We start from the raw sequence: 14,887 nt of genomic DNA, 5'->3' as shown, positions 1-14,887 counted from the left end.
TAAACATGATCAAGAAATCCGTTCTTGCCTGCCTGTTCGCCACAGCCATGTTGTCCCTGTCTGCGCACGCCGCCGACAAAATTCGCATGGGCGTGGTGGTGAAAGTCGGCGGTAACGCCTGGTTCAACGCGATGGAAGCCGGGATCAAAAGCGAAGCGGCCAAACGCGGGATTGACGCGTGGCAGGTCGGGCCGACCAGTGCGGATCCGGCGTTACAGGTGCGTGCGATTGAAGATTTGATCGCCCAGAAAGTGGATGTGATCGGCGTGGTGCCCAACGACGCCCGCGTGCTTGAGCCGGTACTGAAACGTGCTCACGACGCCGGGATCAAAGTCATCGTGCATGAATCGCCGGATCAGAAATATGCCGACTGGGATTTCGAAATGGTCGATGCCACGCAGCACGGCATTAATCACATGATCGCGCTGGCGCAGTGTATGAAAGAGAAAGGCGATTACGCGGTATACGTCGGAAGTCTTACCGTCCCACTCCATCAGAAATGGGCTGATGCCGCCATCAATTACCAGAAAGAACATTATCCGGATATGCATCTGGTCGGCGACAAATTTGGTGTCGGCGAATCCCTTGATGACAGCATCCGTACCACCAACGACCTGATGTCCAAAGATGCCAACCTGAAAGGCATTCTGGCGATCGGCTCGCAAGGCCCGATTGGCGCAGGCCGCGCGGTGCTTAACCGTGGCAAAACTGACGACATCTGTGTGTTCGGGCCATTCAGTCCGGGTCAGGGCGCCAGTCTGGTGAAAGCCGGGGCCATCAAAGGCGGCTTTATCTGGAACCCGATGGTCGCGGGTGAAGTCTTTGTGCGCATCGCCGAGAAGCTGGAGAAAGGCGAAAAAATCACTGACGGCATGACCATTGAAGGCATGGGCAAAGTGAAAGTCGATGAAGCAACGCACACCATTCTGGGCAACGAAACCGAAAGCCTGGACAAAGCGAACCTGCCGAAACTGGTCAAAATGGGGCTGTAATCATGGCAATCTCCGAGATCATTCAAACAGAGAACGCGCCGCTGATTGATGTGCAAAACCTGTCGGTGACGTTTGGCGGGCAGCGTGCACTCAACGACATTTCCCTGCGGCTGATGCAGGGCGAAGTTCACTGCCTGGCGGGCACCAACGGCTGCGGGAAAAGTACGTTGATCAAAGTGATCTCGGGGGTTTATCAGCCGGACAACGGTTGCCAGATCACGCTCAGCTCGCCGTCGCAGGGCAGCCAGAGTTTCAGCAAACTCTCTCCGGATCAGGCACGTCAGTTTGGCGTGCAGGTGATTTATCAGGACTTGTCGCTGTTCCCGAACCTCAGCGTGTTCGAGAACATCGCCTTCGACCACAACTTACAAGGGCTGATGGGCTGGTATCGCCCGTCGCGCCTGCGGAAAACCGCGCAGCGCATTCTGACTGAACTGAATTACACGCTGGATCTCGACAGCAAAGTCTCGGCGCTGCCGATTGCCCAGCGCCAGCAGGTGGCGATTTGCCGTGCACTGGTCGCCGATGCGCGGTTAGTGATTATGGATGAGCCGACGGCCTCGCTGACCCGCACCGAAGTGAATCAGTTGCTGCGCACCGTGCATTATCTGAAAAGCAAAGGCATCAGCGTGGTGTTCGTCAGCCATCGCCTCGATGAAGTGCTGGAGATTTCCGACAGCGTCACGGTGATCCGTGACGGCAAAAAGGTCGGCACATTCCCGGCCTCTGAAGTCAGCAGCGAACGCCTGACCGAACTGATGACCGGCCTGAAACTCGATTACCGCCTGAAAGCCGCCAACATGAATGACGAACGCATCATGCTGGAAACCGACAAACTCAGCCGCGCAGGCCAGTATCACGACGTCAGTTTCAAACTGCATGCCGGAGAAGTGCTCGGTTTATGCGGTCTGCTCGGTTCCGGCCGCACCGAACTGGCACTCAGTCTGTTCGGCATGACCAAACCCGACAGCGGCAAAATCTACCTCGACAGCAAGCCGGTGCGTTTTCGCAGCCATGAAGACGCGATCAAATCCGGCGTCGGTTATGTGTCGGAAGATCGCCTGACGCTCGGCCTGATCCAGCAACAATCGGTGGGCGACAACACCGTGCTGGCGATCATGGATCAGCTGCGCAGCCGTTTTCATCTGATCGACGAATACCGCAAAAACAAGATCATTCAGCAGTGGATCGAAAAACTCGGCGTCAAAGTCGCCAGTCCCGAACAGGCGATTTCCACCCTTTCCGGTGGCAATCAGCAAAAGATCGTCCTCGCGAAATGGGTGCTGACACAGCCGAAAATCCTGATCCTCGATTCGCCAACGGTCGGCGTCGATGTCGGCGCGAAAGCCAGCATTTATCAGTTGATCCACCAACTGGCGGAAGAGGGGATTTCCATCCTGCTGATTTCCGACGAAGTGCCGGAAGTCTATTTCAACTGTGACCGCGTGCTGCATTTCAGTGAAGGCACGGTGGTTGGCGAATATCTGCCGGGCGCGATTACCCAGCAACAACTTGCGGAGGCGGTCAATGCTTAAGCTCAGCCGGTTACGCCCGTCCAGCAACGAAGGTTATTTAGCCTGGGTATTGCTGGTGGTGATCGTCACCTTTTCCTTACTCACCAACCAGTTTCTGACTTTACAGAACCTGCTGGATCTGACCGAAAGCTACGCCGTCAGCGGCATCTTTGCCCTCGGTCTGTTCGTGGTGCTGGTCACCGGCGGAATCGATATTTCGTTCGCCGCCGTGGCTTCTGTCGTGCAGTACCTCATCGCCACGCTGGCGATTCACTACGGCCTGAGCAGCCCGACCGGCAGCATTTTACTGGCGGTCGCCATCGGCACGGTGCTCGGGATGATCAACGCGATTCTGATCTACTGCCTGCGCATCGTGTCGATCATCGTCACCATCAGTATGCAGTCGCTGCTGTTCGGCATGCTGATGTGGCTGACCAACGGCACCAGTTTGTACGACCTGCCGGACTGGCTGACGACGCCAATCCGTGTGCTGCCGTTCAGCGTCGGCGAGCAGCATTATCAGATTGGATTGCCGGTGGTGGTGATGTTAGTGGTCGCCGGACTGAGCTGGATCCTGCTTAACAAAACCCATCTCGGACGCCAGTTATTTGCGGTCGGCGGTGACCAGGAATCCGCACGCCGTATCGGTATTCGCGTCGGTTTGCTGCATCTTTTTGCCTACGGATATCTCGGCGCGATGGCGGCGATTGGCGGGCTGGTGCAGGTGTATCGCGTCGGTGAAGTGGTGCCGAATGCACTGGTCGGCGGCGAGCTGGATGTACTGGCGGCGGCAGTGCTCGGCGGTGCCAGTCTCAACGGCGGCAAAGGCAGCGTGGTCGGCACCCTGATGGGCGTGTTCCTGATTGGCGTGCTGAAAAACGGCCTCAACCTGATCGGCGTTTCCAGTTACTTCATGAATATCGTTATCGGCGTGGTGATCGTCGCGGCCATCACCGTCACCCATTACAAGAAACGCAAAGAAACCGAAGTCGGCTTCGCCTGAGGAAAACCGCTATGTTCGCAAAAAGCAGAAATGTGAGTCTTAAAGCGAAGCCCGATACGCGGCCTCGCCTGAAAATCGCTTCCCTGAAAATAGATAACACCACGCTGGGATTATCGCTGTTATTGCTGGTGGTGATCATCGGTTTCAGCCTGGCGATGCCGGGGCGGTTTTTCAGTGATGCCACCTTTATGAGCGTCGCCTTCCAGTTGCCGGAACTCGGTTTACTGACGCTGGCGATGTTTATCCCGATCCTCAGCGGTGGTCTGAACCTGTGCATTATCGCCACCGCTAACCTGACCAGTTTACTGATGGCATGGGTGTTTCTCACCTGGTTGCCGCCGGATGCCAGCATGGCGATGCAGGCGGTGTGGCTGACGCTGGCGCTGGTTGGCGCAATGATTCTGGCGCTGGTGATTGGCATGCTGACCGGCGCGCTGGTGGCGTATGTCGGCGCCCATCCGATTCTGGTGACGCTGGCGACCATGACCATGGTGAACGGCGTCGGCATCTACCTTTCACGCGGTGCGGCGATCAGCGGTATGCCGGACATCGTGCGCTTTATCGGCGCGGAAACCCTGCTCGGCGTGCCGGTTCCGCTGATTATCTTCCTGCTGACTGCAGCCTTAATCGCGGTGTTTTTAGAACGCACCCGCCTCGGTAAATACATCTACATGAGCGGCAGCAACATCAACGCCACCCATTTCAGCGGCGTGAATACCCACCGCGTGCTGATCGCCATCTACGTGATTTCCAGCATGTTATGCGTGATTGCCGGGCTGATTATGATGGCGCGTTTCAACTCGGCGCGCATGGGCTACGGCGACTCGTATCTGCTGCTGACGGTGCTGGCCATCATCCTCGGCGGTACCGATCCCAACGGTGGCTTCGGCAAAGTCGCGGGCGTGGTGCTCTCGCTGATTGTCCTGCAGGTGATTTCCACCGGCCTGAATCTGATGAACGTCAGCCCGCATTTCAGCCTGGCGATGTGGGGCGCGGTACTGATCGTGGTGCTGGCGCTGAAATTCTTCCGCAGCCGTTATCTGCAAAAAAGGGCGGGGCGAATGAGCGCTGCCAAAGCGCGGGCGGCTCAACCTTAAACAGTTTTTTAAAATTGCCTCTGACTTAGGAAAACATCATGGAATACAAAATTTCTCCGTCGCTGATGTGCATGAGCCTGATCGACATTAAACAGCAACTCGAGGTGCTGAACCGTCGCGCCGACATGCTGCACATTGACATCATGGACGGGCATTACGTCAAAAATATCACGCTGTCGCCGTTCTTTATTGAGCAGATCCGCCCGCATACGCCGCTGGTTCTGGACGTGCATATGATGGTGGAAAACCCGGCTGACTTTATCGAGCCAATAGCCCTTGCCGGTGCCGATTTTATCTGTCCGCACGCCGAAACCATTAACCGCGACGCGTTCCGCATCATTAATCAGATCCGCTCGCTGGGCAAAAAAGTCGGCGTGGTGCTCAACCCCGCGACACCGGTGGAATACATCCAGCACTACATTCATCTGCTGGATAAAATCACCGTGATGACCGTCGATCCGGGCTATGCCGGTCAGCCGTTTATCCCTGAAATGCTGGGGAAAATCGCGCAACTGCGCGATCTCAAACAGCAGAAAGGCTACCGCTATCTGATCGAAATCGACGGATCCTGCAACCTGCGCACCTATCAGGATCTGATGGGCGCGGGCGCGGAAGTGCTGATCGTCGGCAGTTCCGGCCTGTTCACGCTGGACAACGATCTGGATGTTGCCTGGGACAAAATGCTCGATCAGATGCGTCAGGCGCGTCACGCAGCCTGAGGGCAGGAGAGCCGTATGCCRCACTTTCTTGGAGTGGATGTCGGGGGCACCAATACCCGTTTAATGCTGATGGACAGCCAGCAAAATTTTCGCGGCTACCACAAAACCCCGACCCAAAGCTGGGCGGGGCAGTCCGATCCGTTACAGGGGCTGGAAAACCTGATCACGGCGTATTTGCAGGAACAGGACCCGCATAATCAGGTGGCGCAGGTGATGCTCGGGCTGCCGGGCATATTGTCCCGCGACCGCCAGACCGTGCTGTCGCTGCCGTTTATCTCCGCGCTGGATAATCAGCCGGTGGCGGCGCTGCTCTCGCAACGTTTACACCTGCCGGTGGCGATGGACAAAGACGTTAACCATCTGATGTGGTGGGATTTAACCCAGCACAGCGCACTGCCGGACGTCGCCGTCGGGCTGTATCTCGGCACCGGGCTGGGCAACAGTTTGTGGATCCACGGTGATTTTTACCACGGCGCGCACGGCGGTGCGGGCGAACTGGGGCACATCCCGCTGGCGGGGAATCCGTTGCTTTGTCCGTGCGGCAAAACCGGCTGCGTCGAAACGCTGACGTCCGGCAACTGGCTGACCGGCTGGGCGCGGCAACATGCGCCGCAAACGCCGTTCGCCGACCTGTTTGTACGTCATGCGGGGCATGTGGATTTAACCGAATTTGTGGCACGACTGGCGCGCACCGTCGCCAGCGAAATGAACATTCTGGATCCCGAATATCTGGTGCTGGGCGGTGGCGTGCTGGCGATGGAAAACTTCCCGCTGGCCGAACTGGAACAACAGTTACGCAGCCATTTACGCAGCCCGTATCCGGCGAACGGTCTGACCATTCATTTCAGCGCCGTCACCGACGAGACTGGTTGTCGTGGCGCTTGTTTAGCCGCACAGCGCGTTTTTCCGTCGCAGCCAGCTCTGGCCGCCGGAACATTTTCCTTCAGGAGAGAGGCATGAACAAAGGCAAGGTATGCGTATTTGGGTCTTTCAACCTCGATATCGTCGCAGGCATGGCGCGTTTCCCCAAACCGGGGGAATCCCTGATTGCCCGCAACAGCATGATGGGCGCGGGCGGCAAGGGCGCCAACCAGGCGGTCGCCGCACTGCGTGCCGGTGCGCGGGTGCATTACATCGGTAAAGTTGGTCGCGATGATTTCGGCATGTTTGCCCGCCGCCATCTCGACAGCGCCGGTTTCGACGCCGTCACGTTGTTTTCCACCAGCGAATGCCCGACCGGCAACGCGCTGATTTATGTCGCCGGAGCCGATGCTGAAAACATGATTGCCGTTGATCCGGGCGCCAACCTGACGGTCACCGACGAAGAAGTCGAACAATGCCGTCCTGCCGTCGCCGCCGCTGATATCCTGCTGACGCAGCTCGAAAACAATCTACCTGCGATTGAAAAACTGATCGGCATCGCGAAGGAAAATGACACCTACATTATCCTCAACCCCGCGCCGTTCCAGCCGGTTTCCGACCATCTGCTGTCGCAGGTTGATTTACTGACGCCGAACGCCACGGAATGCACGCTGCTGACCGGTATTGAAGTCCGCGATATTCCCTCTGCCCAACGCGCCGCCCACGCGCTGCACGCTAAAGGGATCCAGGCACTGATCATCACGTTAGGCACGCAGGGCGCATTGCTTTCAGTCAACGGCGAAACGCAGATTATCCATGCCTGTCCGGCGACCCCGGTCGACACCACTGGCGCAGGTGACGCCTTCAACGGCGCGCTGGCCTCCCAACTCGCCGCCGGAGCCACACTCCCGGATGCCGCGCAGTTCGCATCCGCCTACGCCTCGGTTTGTGTGGAAAGAGCAGGCGCGGCGGCATCGATGCCGACATACGAAGAAGCGCGTGAGAGGATGGGAGTTGTGGTGGTTTGAAGCAGGACCCCTGCGAAGGTTGCGAGTTTTTCTTTACTCCTCCCCCTGCGAAGGGGGATGTTGGGAGAGGGCCGACCGGCGTTATTCCTGCGAGACATCTTCCAGATTTCAAAGTAACTTCCTGTAATTCCATCCAGCTCATTTCATTCGAAAAATGGCAGGAATATAGTCGCTTCGCTGCGGAAGAACCGTAGTCAGAATTAGCGTTCTGGATCAGATTTACTCGATTGCACTGTGGCATAATGCCGCAGGTTTTGAGTCACCTGTAAATTATGGTGGTTCAGGCAGGGGCTTCTCAGAAGCGCCGGTTTTCGAGTCCGGTAACGCTAACTCTGTCTGAGCCACCACCCGAGGTTAGCGTCTCGTGTGGGGCAAAACATAATTTACTCGAGACTTTAAAATGACCGATTCAATTACCGAAACCACCCATCCCGAAAATTCCCTCACCGTTTTCCGTGCCCTGATTGCCGATTTGGATCTGAGCCATTTCACCGATCCCCAGCTTTACGATCTCGGCGCTGTCGCGTCTGAATCCGCTGAAGGGCTTTGCCAGGGTTTGCTGTGCCTGAGTGAAGGGCTGGAAAATAGCGAACTGTTGCCGCCGGAAGGCGTTTCGCAGGTGAGCGCCTATCTGAAAGCCTCTGCGCATCTGCTTCCGGCACTGTTTGAGTTGTCAGAGAAGGCGGGGATTGCGTTAACGAAAGCGAAAATGGGGGGGTAATCTTTTGCTCATCCCCATGCAAAAGCTGCGGGTTTTTCTTTGCTCCTCCCCCTGCGAAGGGGGAGGCCGGGAGGGGGTTTTAAGGGCTAACTCTTTTCAAAGCACACTTCAACTTTTTGATTTTGCTTTAATACCCCACCCCAACCCTCCCCTTCGCAGGGGAGGGCGCCGACTGCGTTATTCCTGCGAGACATCTTCCAGATTTTATCTTGAACGTTATTACAACTTTATTTTAACCATATATATAACAATTTACTCACACGTCCAAAATCAATGCGGAGGCATTGGCTGGGATCTAATAAAGATATTCTCAATTTAGATAAAAATTTATTATATTAAATTTGATGATGGTTATTATTGCATATAGTTAAGCGAAAGCATTACTGTGTCAGGCGATTGATTTTTAAATTACAAAGAGGTAGTGTTTGTATGGTGAATTTATTATTTCAATAAGGATATTTAAATGGCAATTCCAGCTTGTTTATGGTTGAAAGATGACGGCGGTGCGGAAATCAAAGGGTCTGTGGATGTAAATAATAGAGAAGGTAGTATTGAGGTCACAGGGTTTCACATAATTTACGATTGCCAACAGACCCTTTAACCGGAAGCATTACAGCAACGCGTAATCATTCTGCGATGATTTTCCAAAAAGAGTTTGATTCATCATCACCTTATTTATATAAAGCGGTTTCAAAAGGCCAAACTTTAAAGTCAGCAGAATTTAAATGGTATCATATCAATGATGCAGGGCAAGAAGTTGAGTATTTCAATATATTTATCGAAGGCGTTAAGGTTGTGAGCATTTCCCCGCTGATGCATGATATTAAAGATCCAACCAAAGAAAAGCACAATCATCTTGAAGTTGTTGAACTCCGTTACGAAAAAATAACGTGGAAACATTGCGATGGGAACATCATGTTCACAGACTCATGGAATGAAAGGGCGTAAATTATGTCCAGACACCCTGTAGAAGGTGTAAATCAACATCCTCCTTATGATATATCTGCAATCATCCCCCCAGGCATATCTATGAGTAATCATATGATGACGGCTCGTTTACACAAAGGTCCATCTGCATTAACTTATATATGCTTCTATAATCAGGTCAGGAATCATGGACCCTGGGACTATAAACAGTTGGGTGGAAAATATGAAAATTTCGGGAATTTTCATTACGGGGCTGTAGGAACAGCAGCAGGTATTTCACCTGGTGTTTTATTAAGAGGTGCTGGCGTGGCTCAAAAATTTGCAGGTACAAATGATCCTGAATGGGATTCTTATGAGGGACCAAACTCCCATTGGGATGATCCTAAAGATCAGACATGGATAAGAGCAGGAATTGATTATGCCAAAAGAACGGGTTTTTAGGAAAATATATATTTTCATCGTGTTGGTTATAGCTTTCCTGGGATATTTAATTAAGGTGGTATTAGATTTTTCACCTTATGAACAGACGATTATACGAAAGGAAAGTATAGGCGAGTTTAATACCCTTTATGTGACTGAAGGTAGTGCGGGTGCAACGACCCAAAATACGTATAAATATTATCTTTATCCATCTGTAAAAACAGAGAAAGAGTTTCTGGCGGATGTCAGAGATTATCCTTCTGTTCTTTTTACTTCAGATTCAAATGTCCAAATGCAATTGAAGGGCAGATATCTCTATTTTACAGTTAAAGGAACTATTTATAGTTTTACCAACCAATCTGATTCTGTCTTTATATACCTCAACTCAACCCCATTTTAGTGGGGTTTTATCCGCATGTTACCGTTCAATCTTAAACCCGACCTCTATTTTGTTCAGTAACAATGCTCATATTTCATTCAAATAACCATCACATTCCCGCCATGTGGCTGACACAAATGCAGGACAGGATAGGCACCTTATTTCGCTGACCGGTACCCTGTAATGCGCCGCACGTTGTTCCCTTATCTGATTTTGCTGCCGACGCTGATTTTTCTGTTTTTATTCACCTATTACCCCTTATTTCAGTCAGCGACGGACAGCCTGTTTGACAGTCGTCTGTCGTCAGACGCGCCGCCGTTTGTCGGTCTGCAAAACTATCTGCGCCTGATCCAGGATTCAGTCTTCTGGCGCGCGCTGCTCAATAATCTGGCGTACATCCTGATGACCGTGGTGCCCGGCATTATTCTTGCGCTGCTGCTGGCGGTTGCGCTGTGGGAAAACACCTCGCTGAACCGCTGGCTGCGTACCGCGTTTTTCTTCCCGATGATTATCCCGCTGGTCAGTGCCGCCACCTTGTGGTTGTTCATTTTCATGCCCGGTATGGGGCTGCTGGATTACTACCTGGCGAAAGCATTCGGGCCGATGAATAACAATTATCTCGGTATGAGCAACAGTGCGCTGATTGCGCTGAGCGTGATCGGCGTGTGGAAATTCGCCGGTTATTACATGCTGTTTTTCCTCGCCGGATTGCAGTCGATCCCCGCCTCGGCACGCGAAGCGGCGCTGATGGAAGGGGCGTCGCGCCCGCAGGTTTTCTTCTATATCACGCTGCCGCTGCTGCGCCCGACCATCAGTTTTGTGGTCACTATCGCGCTGATTTATTCGATTACCCAGATAGATCACGTCGCAGTGATGACACAGGGCGGGCCGAATAACGCCACTACCGTCTTGCTGTATTACATCCAGAGTCTGGCGAATGACACCCATGATTTAGGCAAAGCTTCGGCGGCGACATTCCTGACGCTGGTGTTGCTGTTTGGTTTTTCGATGCTGAATCTGCGTGTGCTGGAAAGAGGAGCTCACTATGAGCGTTGAAACGTCTGAAGCGCCGGTGATGACCGGTAAAAAATTGCGGGCGGGCGTGCGTTCGCCATCGATGTTATTGCGCGGTGCGCGCCGTTCGACACTGCCGGTTTTACTGCTGTGCGCGGCCTTTTTATGGATGGCGCCTTTCCTGTGGATGCTGTCGTCAGCATTCAGTGAAAGCAGTTTTTCGCCGGATATGGCCTCGCTGTTGCCGCGCTTCCCGCTGACGTTGCAAAACTTCCGTGATGCGTGGGACAGCGCCGACTGGCTGCGGCTTTACACCAATACCATTTTCTTCTCCTTCGGCACCTTTCTGGTTCAGCTGGTGACGATCACCACTGCCGGTTACGTGTTCGCATATCACGAATTTCGCGGCAAACAGACACTGTTCTACCTGCTGCTGATCCAGCTGATGATCATGCCGGTGATTATGATGGTGCCGAACATGATGATCCTCAAACAGTTCGGGCTGCTCAATACATTGACCGGCGTGATGATGCCGTATTTCGCCTCAGCGTTTGGCGTATTCCTGATGCGTCAGGCGTTTCTCAGCATTCCCCGTGAAATCGAAGAAGCCGCGCTGATGGAGGGCTGCCGCTGGTGGCAGGTGGTGTTCCGCGTGCTGATCCCGATGTCGTGGCCCGCCATCCTCGCCTTTGCCACTGTCAGCATTACCTATCACTGGAATGAATACCTGTGGCCGCTGATGGTGCTTAACGATCCGGACAAACAGGTGCTGACCGTCGGACTGGTGTCTTTCGCGATGGGTGCGGAATCGGGCGGGCAGTGGGGCTTAATTACTGCCGGAACGCTGATGGTGTGCCTGCCGCTGATGCTGGCGTTCATTATTTTTCAGAAACAGTTCCTGAAAAGCTTCGGCTTCTCGGGCATCAAATAAAGGAGTCATCCATGTTTTTAGCTCAGATTTCTGACATGCACTTTCGCAGCCACGGCCGCAAACTGTATGACTTTATCGATGTGAACGGCTGTAACGCCGAAGTGGTCAGCCAGCTTAACGCGCTGGAAGAACAACCGGATGCGGTGGTGATCACCGGCGATATCGTTAACTGCGGTTTGCCGCAGGAATATGAGGTGGCGCGCCGCACGCTGGGCAACCTGCGCTATCCGTTGTTTATCATTCCCGGCAACCACGACGACAAAGCGCAGTTTCTGGAAGCGCTGCATCCGTTGTGTCCGCAGCTCGGTACTGACCCGCAAAATATGCGTTACGCCATCGATGATTTCCCGATGCGTCTGCTGTTTGTCGATTCCAGCCTGGCCGGAGAATCGAAAGGGTACCTGACGCTCGAAACGCTGGCGTGGCTGGAAGGTCAGCTGGAGCAGGGCGGCGATAAACCGACGGCGGTGTTTATGCACCATCCGCCGGTGAAAGTGGGTTCGGCGCAGATGGACGCGATTTCCTGCGAAAACGGCGATCAGCTGCTGGCGCTGATCGACCGTTTCCCGTCGCTGGTTCGCGTGTTCTGCGGCCACACGCACCGCCTGATTTTCACCCAGTACAAACAGGCGATCATCACCACCATTCCCGGTACGGTGCATCAGGTGCCGTATTATCATCACAATCCGGCACCGTTTTATAACCTCGAACCGGCGGCCTGCGTGATGCACCGTCTGGTGGATAACACCGGGCTGGTCAGCTATCTGCATCCGCTGTCGCAATATCCGGGGCCGTATCTGTATGACGCGCAAATCAGTTGCCCGGCGGATGAGCAATGATGTCTGGCATTCGTCTGGAAAATATTACCAAACAGTTTGAAGGCAGCACGGCGGTGAATAAGCTGTCGCTGGAGATTGCCGACGGCGAATTTCTGGTGCTGGTCGGGCCGTCGGGGTGTGGCAAAAGTACCCTGTTGCGCCTGCTGGCGGGTCTTGAAGAGGTCAGCGACGGGCGCATTATGCTCGACGGCAATGACATCTCCGGGCTGTCGCCGCGCGAACGAAATTTCTCAATGATCTTCCAGAACTACGCGCTGTTCCCGCACATGACCGTGGAACAGAACATCACCTTTGGCATGCGTATGCGCAATGAGCCGAAAGATCAGCACCAGGCGCGGGTGGATCGTGTCGCCGGATTATTACAACTGGAGCCGTTGCTCAAACGTAAACCCGGTAAGTTATCCGGCGGCCAGCGTCAGCGTGTTGCGATGGCGCGCGCCATTGTGCGCGATCCGAAGCTGTTTCTGATGGATGAACCGCTGTCGAATCTCGATGCACGGCTGCGCACGGAAGTGCGTGACGGCATCATGCAACTGCATCAGCAACTGAAAACCAGCACCGTTTATGTCACTCACGATCAGATGGAAGCCATGACCATGGCGGATCGGATCGCCGTGCTGGATAAAGGCCATTTGCAACAAATCGGCGCGCCGGAAACGCTGTACGCGCACCCGGCCAACCTGTTTGTCGCCGGATTTATCGGCACCCCGTCGATGAATCTGTTTCTGCTGCCGTGCGCCGCTGGCGTGCTGACAGTCGAAAACCAGCCGGTCCGTCTGCCGCAAACTGAACATGCGCAGGCGCTCGATGAGGTGTATCTGGGCATCAGACCCGAACACATCAGCGACCGGCCGGTGGAAGGCGAAAGCCTGCAATTGCAGGCGACGCTGACCTATCGCGAGCTGCTCGGCGCGGAGTATCTGTGCCATGCCGACACGCCGCTCGGGAAAATCCGTTACGTACGTAAAAACCAGTTGCGGGAAAACAGCGGGGACATTCCACAACCCGGCGACCGCATTACTTTGTATTTCTCTTTGCACGACCTTCATCTTTTTTCAGGCCAAAACCAGCAGAATCTGCACCGGGAGAATCACCATCATGCGTAAAGTATCTGTGCTGGCGCTCGCCATCGGCTTTATTGCCGCAGGCACGGCGTCCGCCAAAGAAAATATCGATTTCATGTTCCCTGCACCGGTTGACGGCAAGCTGACCATGGAAATGACCCGCGTTATCAAAGAATTTAACCAGTCACAAAATGATGTGGAAGTGCGCGGGATATTTACCGGCAGTTATGACACCACCAAAGTGAAAGCCGAAGCGGCAGCGAAATCCGGCCAGCCACCGGCGCTGGTGATCATGTCCGCTAACTTCACGGCGGATCTGGCGATCAAAAACGAAATTCTGCCGATGGACGAACTGTTCAAATTCGGCGACCAGAAAGCCACGCCGTTCCTGACGCAAAACTTCTGGCCCGCCATGCGCCAGAACGCTCAGCTTAACGGCGTCACTTACGCAATCCCGTTCCATAATTCGACGCCTATTCTCTATTACAACAAAACGATGTTCGCTAACGCAGGCATTACCGCGCCGCCGAAAGACTGGGATGAATTGCTGGAAGACTCGAAAAAGCTGACGGATTCGGCGAAAGGTCAGTGGGGGATCATGTTGCCATCGACCAACGATGACTACGGCGGCTGGATTTTGTCGGCACTGACCCGCGCCAATGGCGGCCAGTATTACAACGCCGATTATCCGGGCGAAGTGTATTACGACAAACCATCCACCCTGGGCGCGCTGCGCTTCTGGCAGAATCTGGTATACCGCGACAAAGTGATGCCGTCGGGTGTGCTGAACTCCAAGCAAATCAGCGCGGCGTTCTTTTCCGGCAAACTCGGCATGGCGATGCTGAGCACCGGCGCACTGGGCTTTATGCGTGAAAATACTAAAGATTTTGAGCTGGGCGTGGCGATGATGCCTGCCAAAGTGCGTAACGGTGTCACCATCGGCGGGGCGAGTCTGGTGAGTTTTAAAGGCATTTCCGATGACCAGAAAAAAGCGGCTTACACCTTCCTGCAATATCTGGTCAGCCCGAAAGTGAACGGTGCCTGGAGCCGCTTTACCGGCTATTTTTCACCGCGTATGGCGTCTTATGACACACCGGAAATGAAAGAATATCTGGCGAAAGATCCGCGTGCGGCGATTGCGCTGGAGCAGCTGAAATACGCCTATCCGTGGTATGCGACGTATGAAACCGTGGCGGTGCGTCAGGCGATGGAAAATCAGCTTGCGGCGCTGGTTAATGATGAGAAAGTCACGCCGGAAGCGGCGGCGGCACAGGCACAGAAAGACGCCGACACCATCATGAAACCTTATGTGGAATCAACGGCACTGACTGTTCCAAAGTAGGTGATCTCGCTCCTTCCCCTTTACGAGGGAAGGAGC

General features: G+C 54.2%; 15 protein-coding genes and 1 pseudogene. All 16 read left to right on the top strand.

What is annotated here, in order from left to right:
• The first annotated feature begins 5 nt into the window (after positions 1-5).
• The 16 genes and pseudogenes from AC1DUO_RS14660 (at position 6) to AC1DUO_RS14585 (ending at position 14,851) form a co-directional block, all read left to right on the top strand.
• Positions 6-992, top strand: a complete 987-nt coding sequence (locus AC1DUO_RS14660) for a substrate-binding domain-containing protein (RefSeq protein WP_013576778.1) — start codon at positions 6-8, stop codon at positions 990-992.
• Between the two features lie 2 nt (positions 993-994).
• A complete protein-coding gene (locus tag AC1DUO_RS14655; protein WP_112198232.1) occupies positions 995-2,527 on the top strand; it encodes a sugar ABC transporter ATP-binding protein in 1,533 nt (510 codons plus the stop codon).
• Positions 2,520-3,509 (top strand): ABC transporter permease, encoded by a 990-nt coding sequence (locus AC1DUO_RS14650; protein WP_112150866.1) that lies wholly within the window; start codon positions 2,520-2,522, stop codon positions 3,507-3,509. The genes AC1DUO_RS14655 and AC1DUO_RS14650 overlap by 8 nt, the downstream gene beginning before the upstream one ends.
• Before the next feature lie 11 nt (positions 3,510-3,520).
• Positions 3,521-4,606, top strand: a complete 1,086-nt coding sequence (locus tag AC1DUO_RS14645; RefSeq protein WP_013576775.1) for an ABC transporter permease — start codon at positions 3,521-3,523, stop codon at positions 4,604-4,606.
• A 38-nt stretch (positions 4,607-4,644) separates the two neighbouring features.
• On the top strand, positions 4,645-5,325 hold the full coding sequence (gene alsE, locus AC1DUO_RS14640; protein WP_013576774.1) for a D-allulose 6-phosphate 3-epimerase: 681 nt from the start codon (positions 4,645-4,647) through the stop codon (positions 5,323-5,325).
• 15 nt (positions 5,326-5,340) lie between these two features.
• Positions 5,341-6,285, top strand: coding sequence for an allose kinase (gene alsK / locus AC1DUO_RS14635; protein WP_013576773.1), 945 nt, complete (start codon positions 5,341-5,343; stop codon positions 6,283-6,285).
• A complete protein-coding gene (rbsK, locus tag AC1DUO_RS14630) occupies positions 6,282-7,214 on the top strand; it encodes a ribokinase (protein ID WP_119261920.1) in 933 nt (310 codons plus the stop codon). Before alsK ends, rbsK begins: the two co-directional genes overlap by 4 nt.
• Before the next feature lie 400 nt (positions 7,215-7,614).
• Entirely contained in the window at positions 7,615-7,935 is a 321-nt protein-coding gene (locus AC1DUO_RS14625; protein WP_112150861.1) for a hypothetical protein, read from the top strand.
• Between the two features lie 463 nt (positions 7,936-8,398).
• Positions 8,399-8,883, top strand: a pseudogene (locus tag AC1DUO_RS14620) (Hcp family type VI secretion system effector).
• 81 nt (positions 8,884-8,964) lie between these two features.
• Positions 8,965-9,303 (top strand): polymorphic toxin type 44 domain-containing protein, encoded by a 339-nt coding sequence (locus AC1DUO_RS14615; protein ID WP_225444900.1) that lies wholly within the window; start codon positions 8,965-8,967, stop codon positions 9,301-9,303.
• A complete protein-coding gene (locus AC1DUO_RS14610; RefSeq protein WP_112150859.1) occupies positions 9,281-9,682 on the top strand; it encodes a hypothetical protein in 402 nt (133 codons plus the stop codon). The genes AC1DUO_RS14615 and AC1DUO_RS14610 overlap by 23 nt, the downstream gene beginning before the upstream one ends.
• 162 nt (positions 9,683-9,844) lie before the next feature.
• Positions 9,845-10,717, top strand: coding sequence for a carbohydrate ABC transporter permease (locus AC1DUO_RS14605; RefSeq protein WP_013576769.1), 873 nt, complete (start codon positions 9,845-9,847; stop codon positions 10,715-10,717).
• Positions 10,707-11,606, top strand: a complete 900-nt coding sequence (locus tag AC1DUO_RS14600; protein WP_013576768.1) for a carbohydrate ABC transporter permease — start codon at positions 10,707-10,709, stop codon at positions 11,604-11,606. The genes AC1DUO_RS14605 and AC1DUO_RS14600 overlap by 11 nt, the downstream gene beginning before the upstream one ends.
• An 11-nt stretch (positions 11,607-11,617) precedes the next feature.
• Complete coding sequence (locus tag AC1DUO_RS14595; protein ID WP_013576767.1) at positions 11,618-12,445, top strand: phosphodiesterase; 828 nt, start codon at positions 11,618-11,620, stop codon at positions 12,443-12,445.
• Positions 12,445-13,551, top strand: coding sequence for an ABC transporter ATP-binding protein (locus AC1DUO_RS14590; protein WP_015690330.1), 1,107 nt, complete (start codon positions 12,445-12,447; stop codon positions 13,549-13,551). Before AC1DUO_RS14595 ends, AC1DUO_RS14590 begins: the two co-directional genes overlap by 1 nt.
• Positions 13,544-14,851, top strand: coding sequence for an ABC transporter substrate-binding protein (locus AC1DUO_RS14585; protein WP_013576765.1), 1,308 nt, complete (start codon positions 13,544-13,546; stop codon positions 14,849-14,851). Before AC1DUO_RS14590 ends, AC1DUO_RS14585 begins: the two co-directional genes overlap by 8 nt.
• Positions 14,852-14,887 lie beyond the last annotated feature (36 nt).

The sequence above is a fragment of the Rahnella sp. P4_A8 genome (assembly GCF_056402435.1).
Note: the sequence above shows the minus strand (reverse complement) of the source record. Positions and strands in the feature narration are given on the sequence as shown.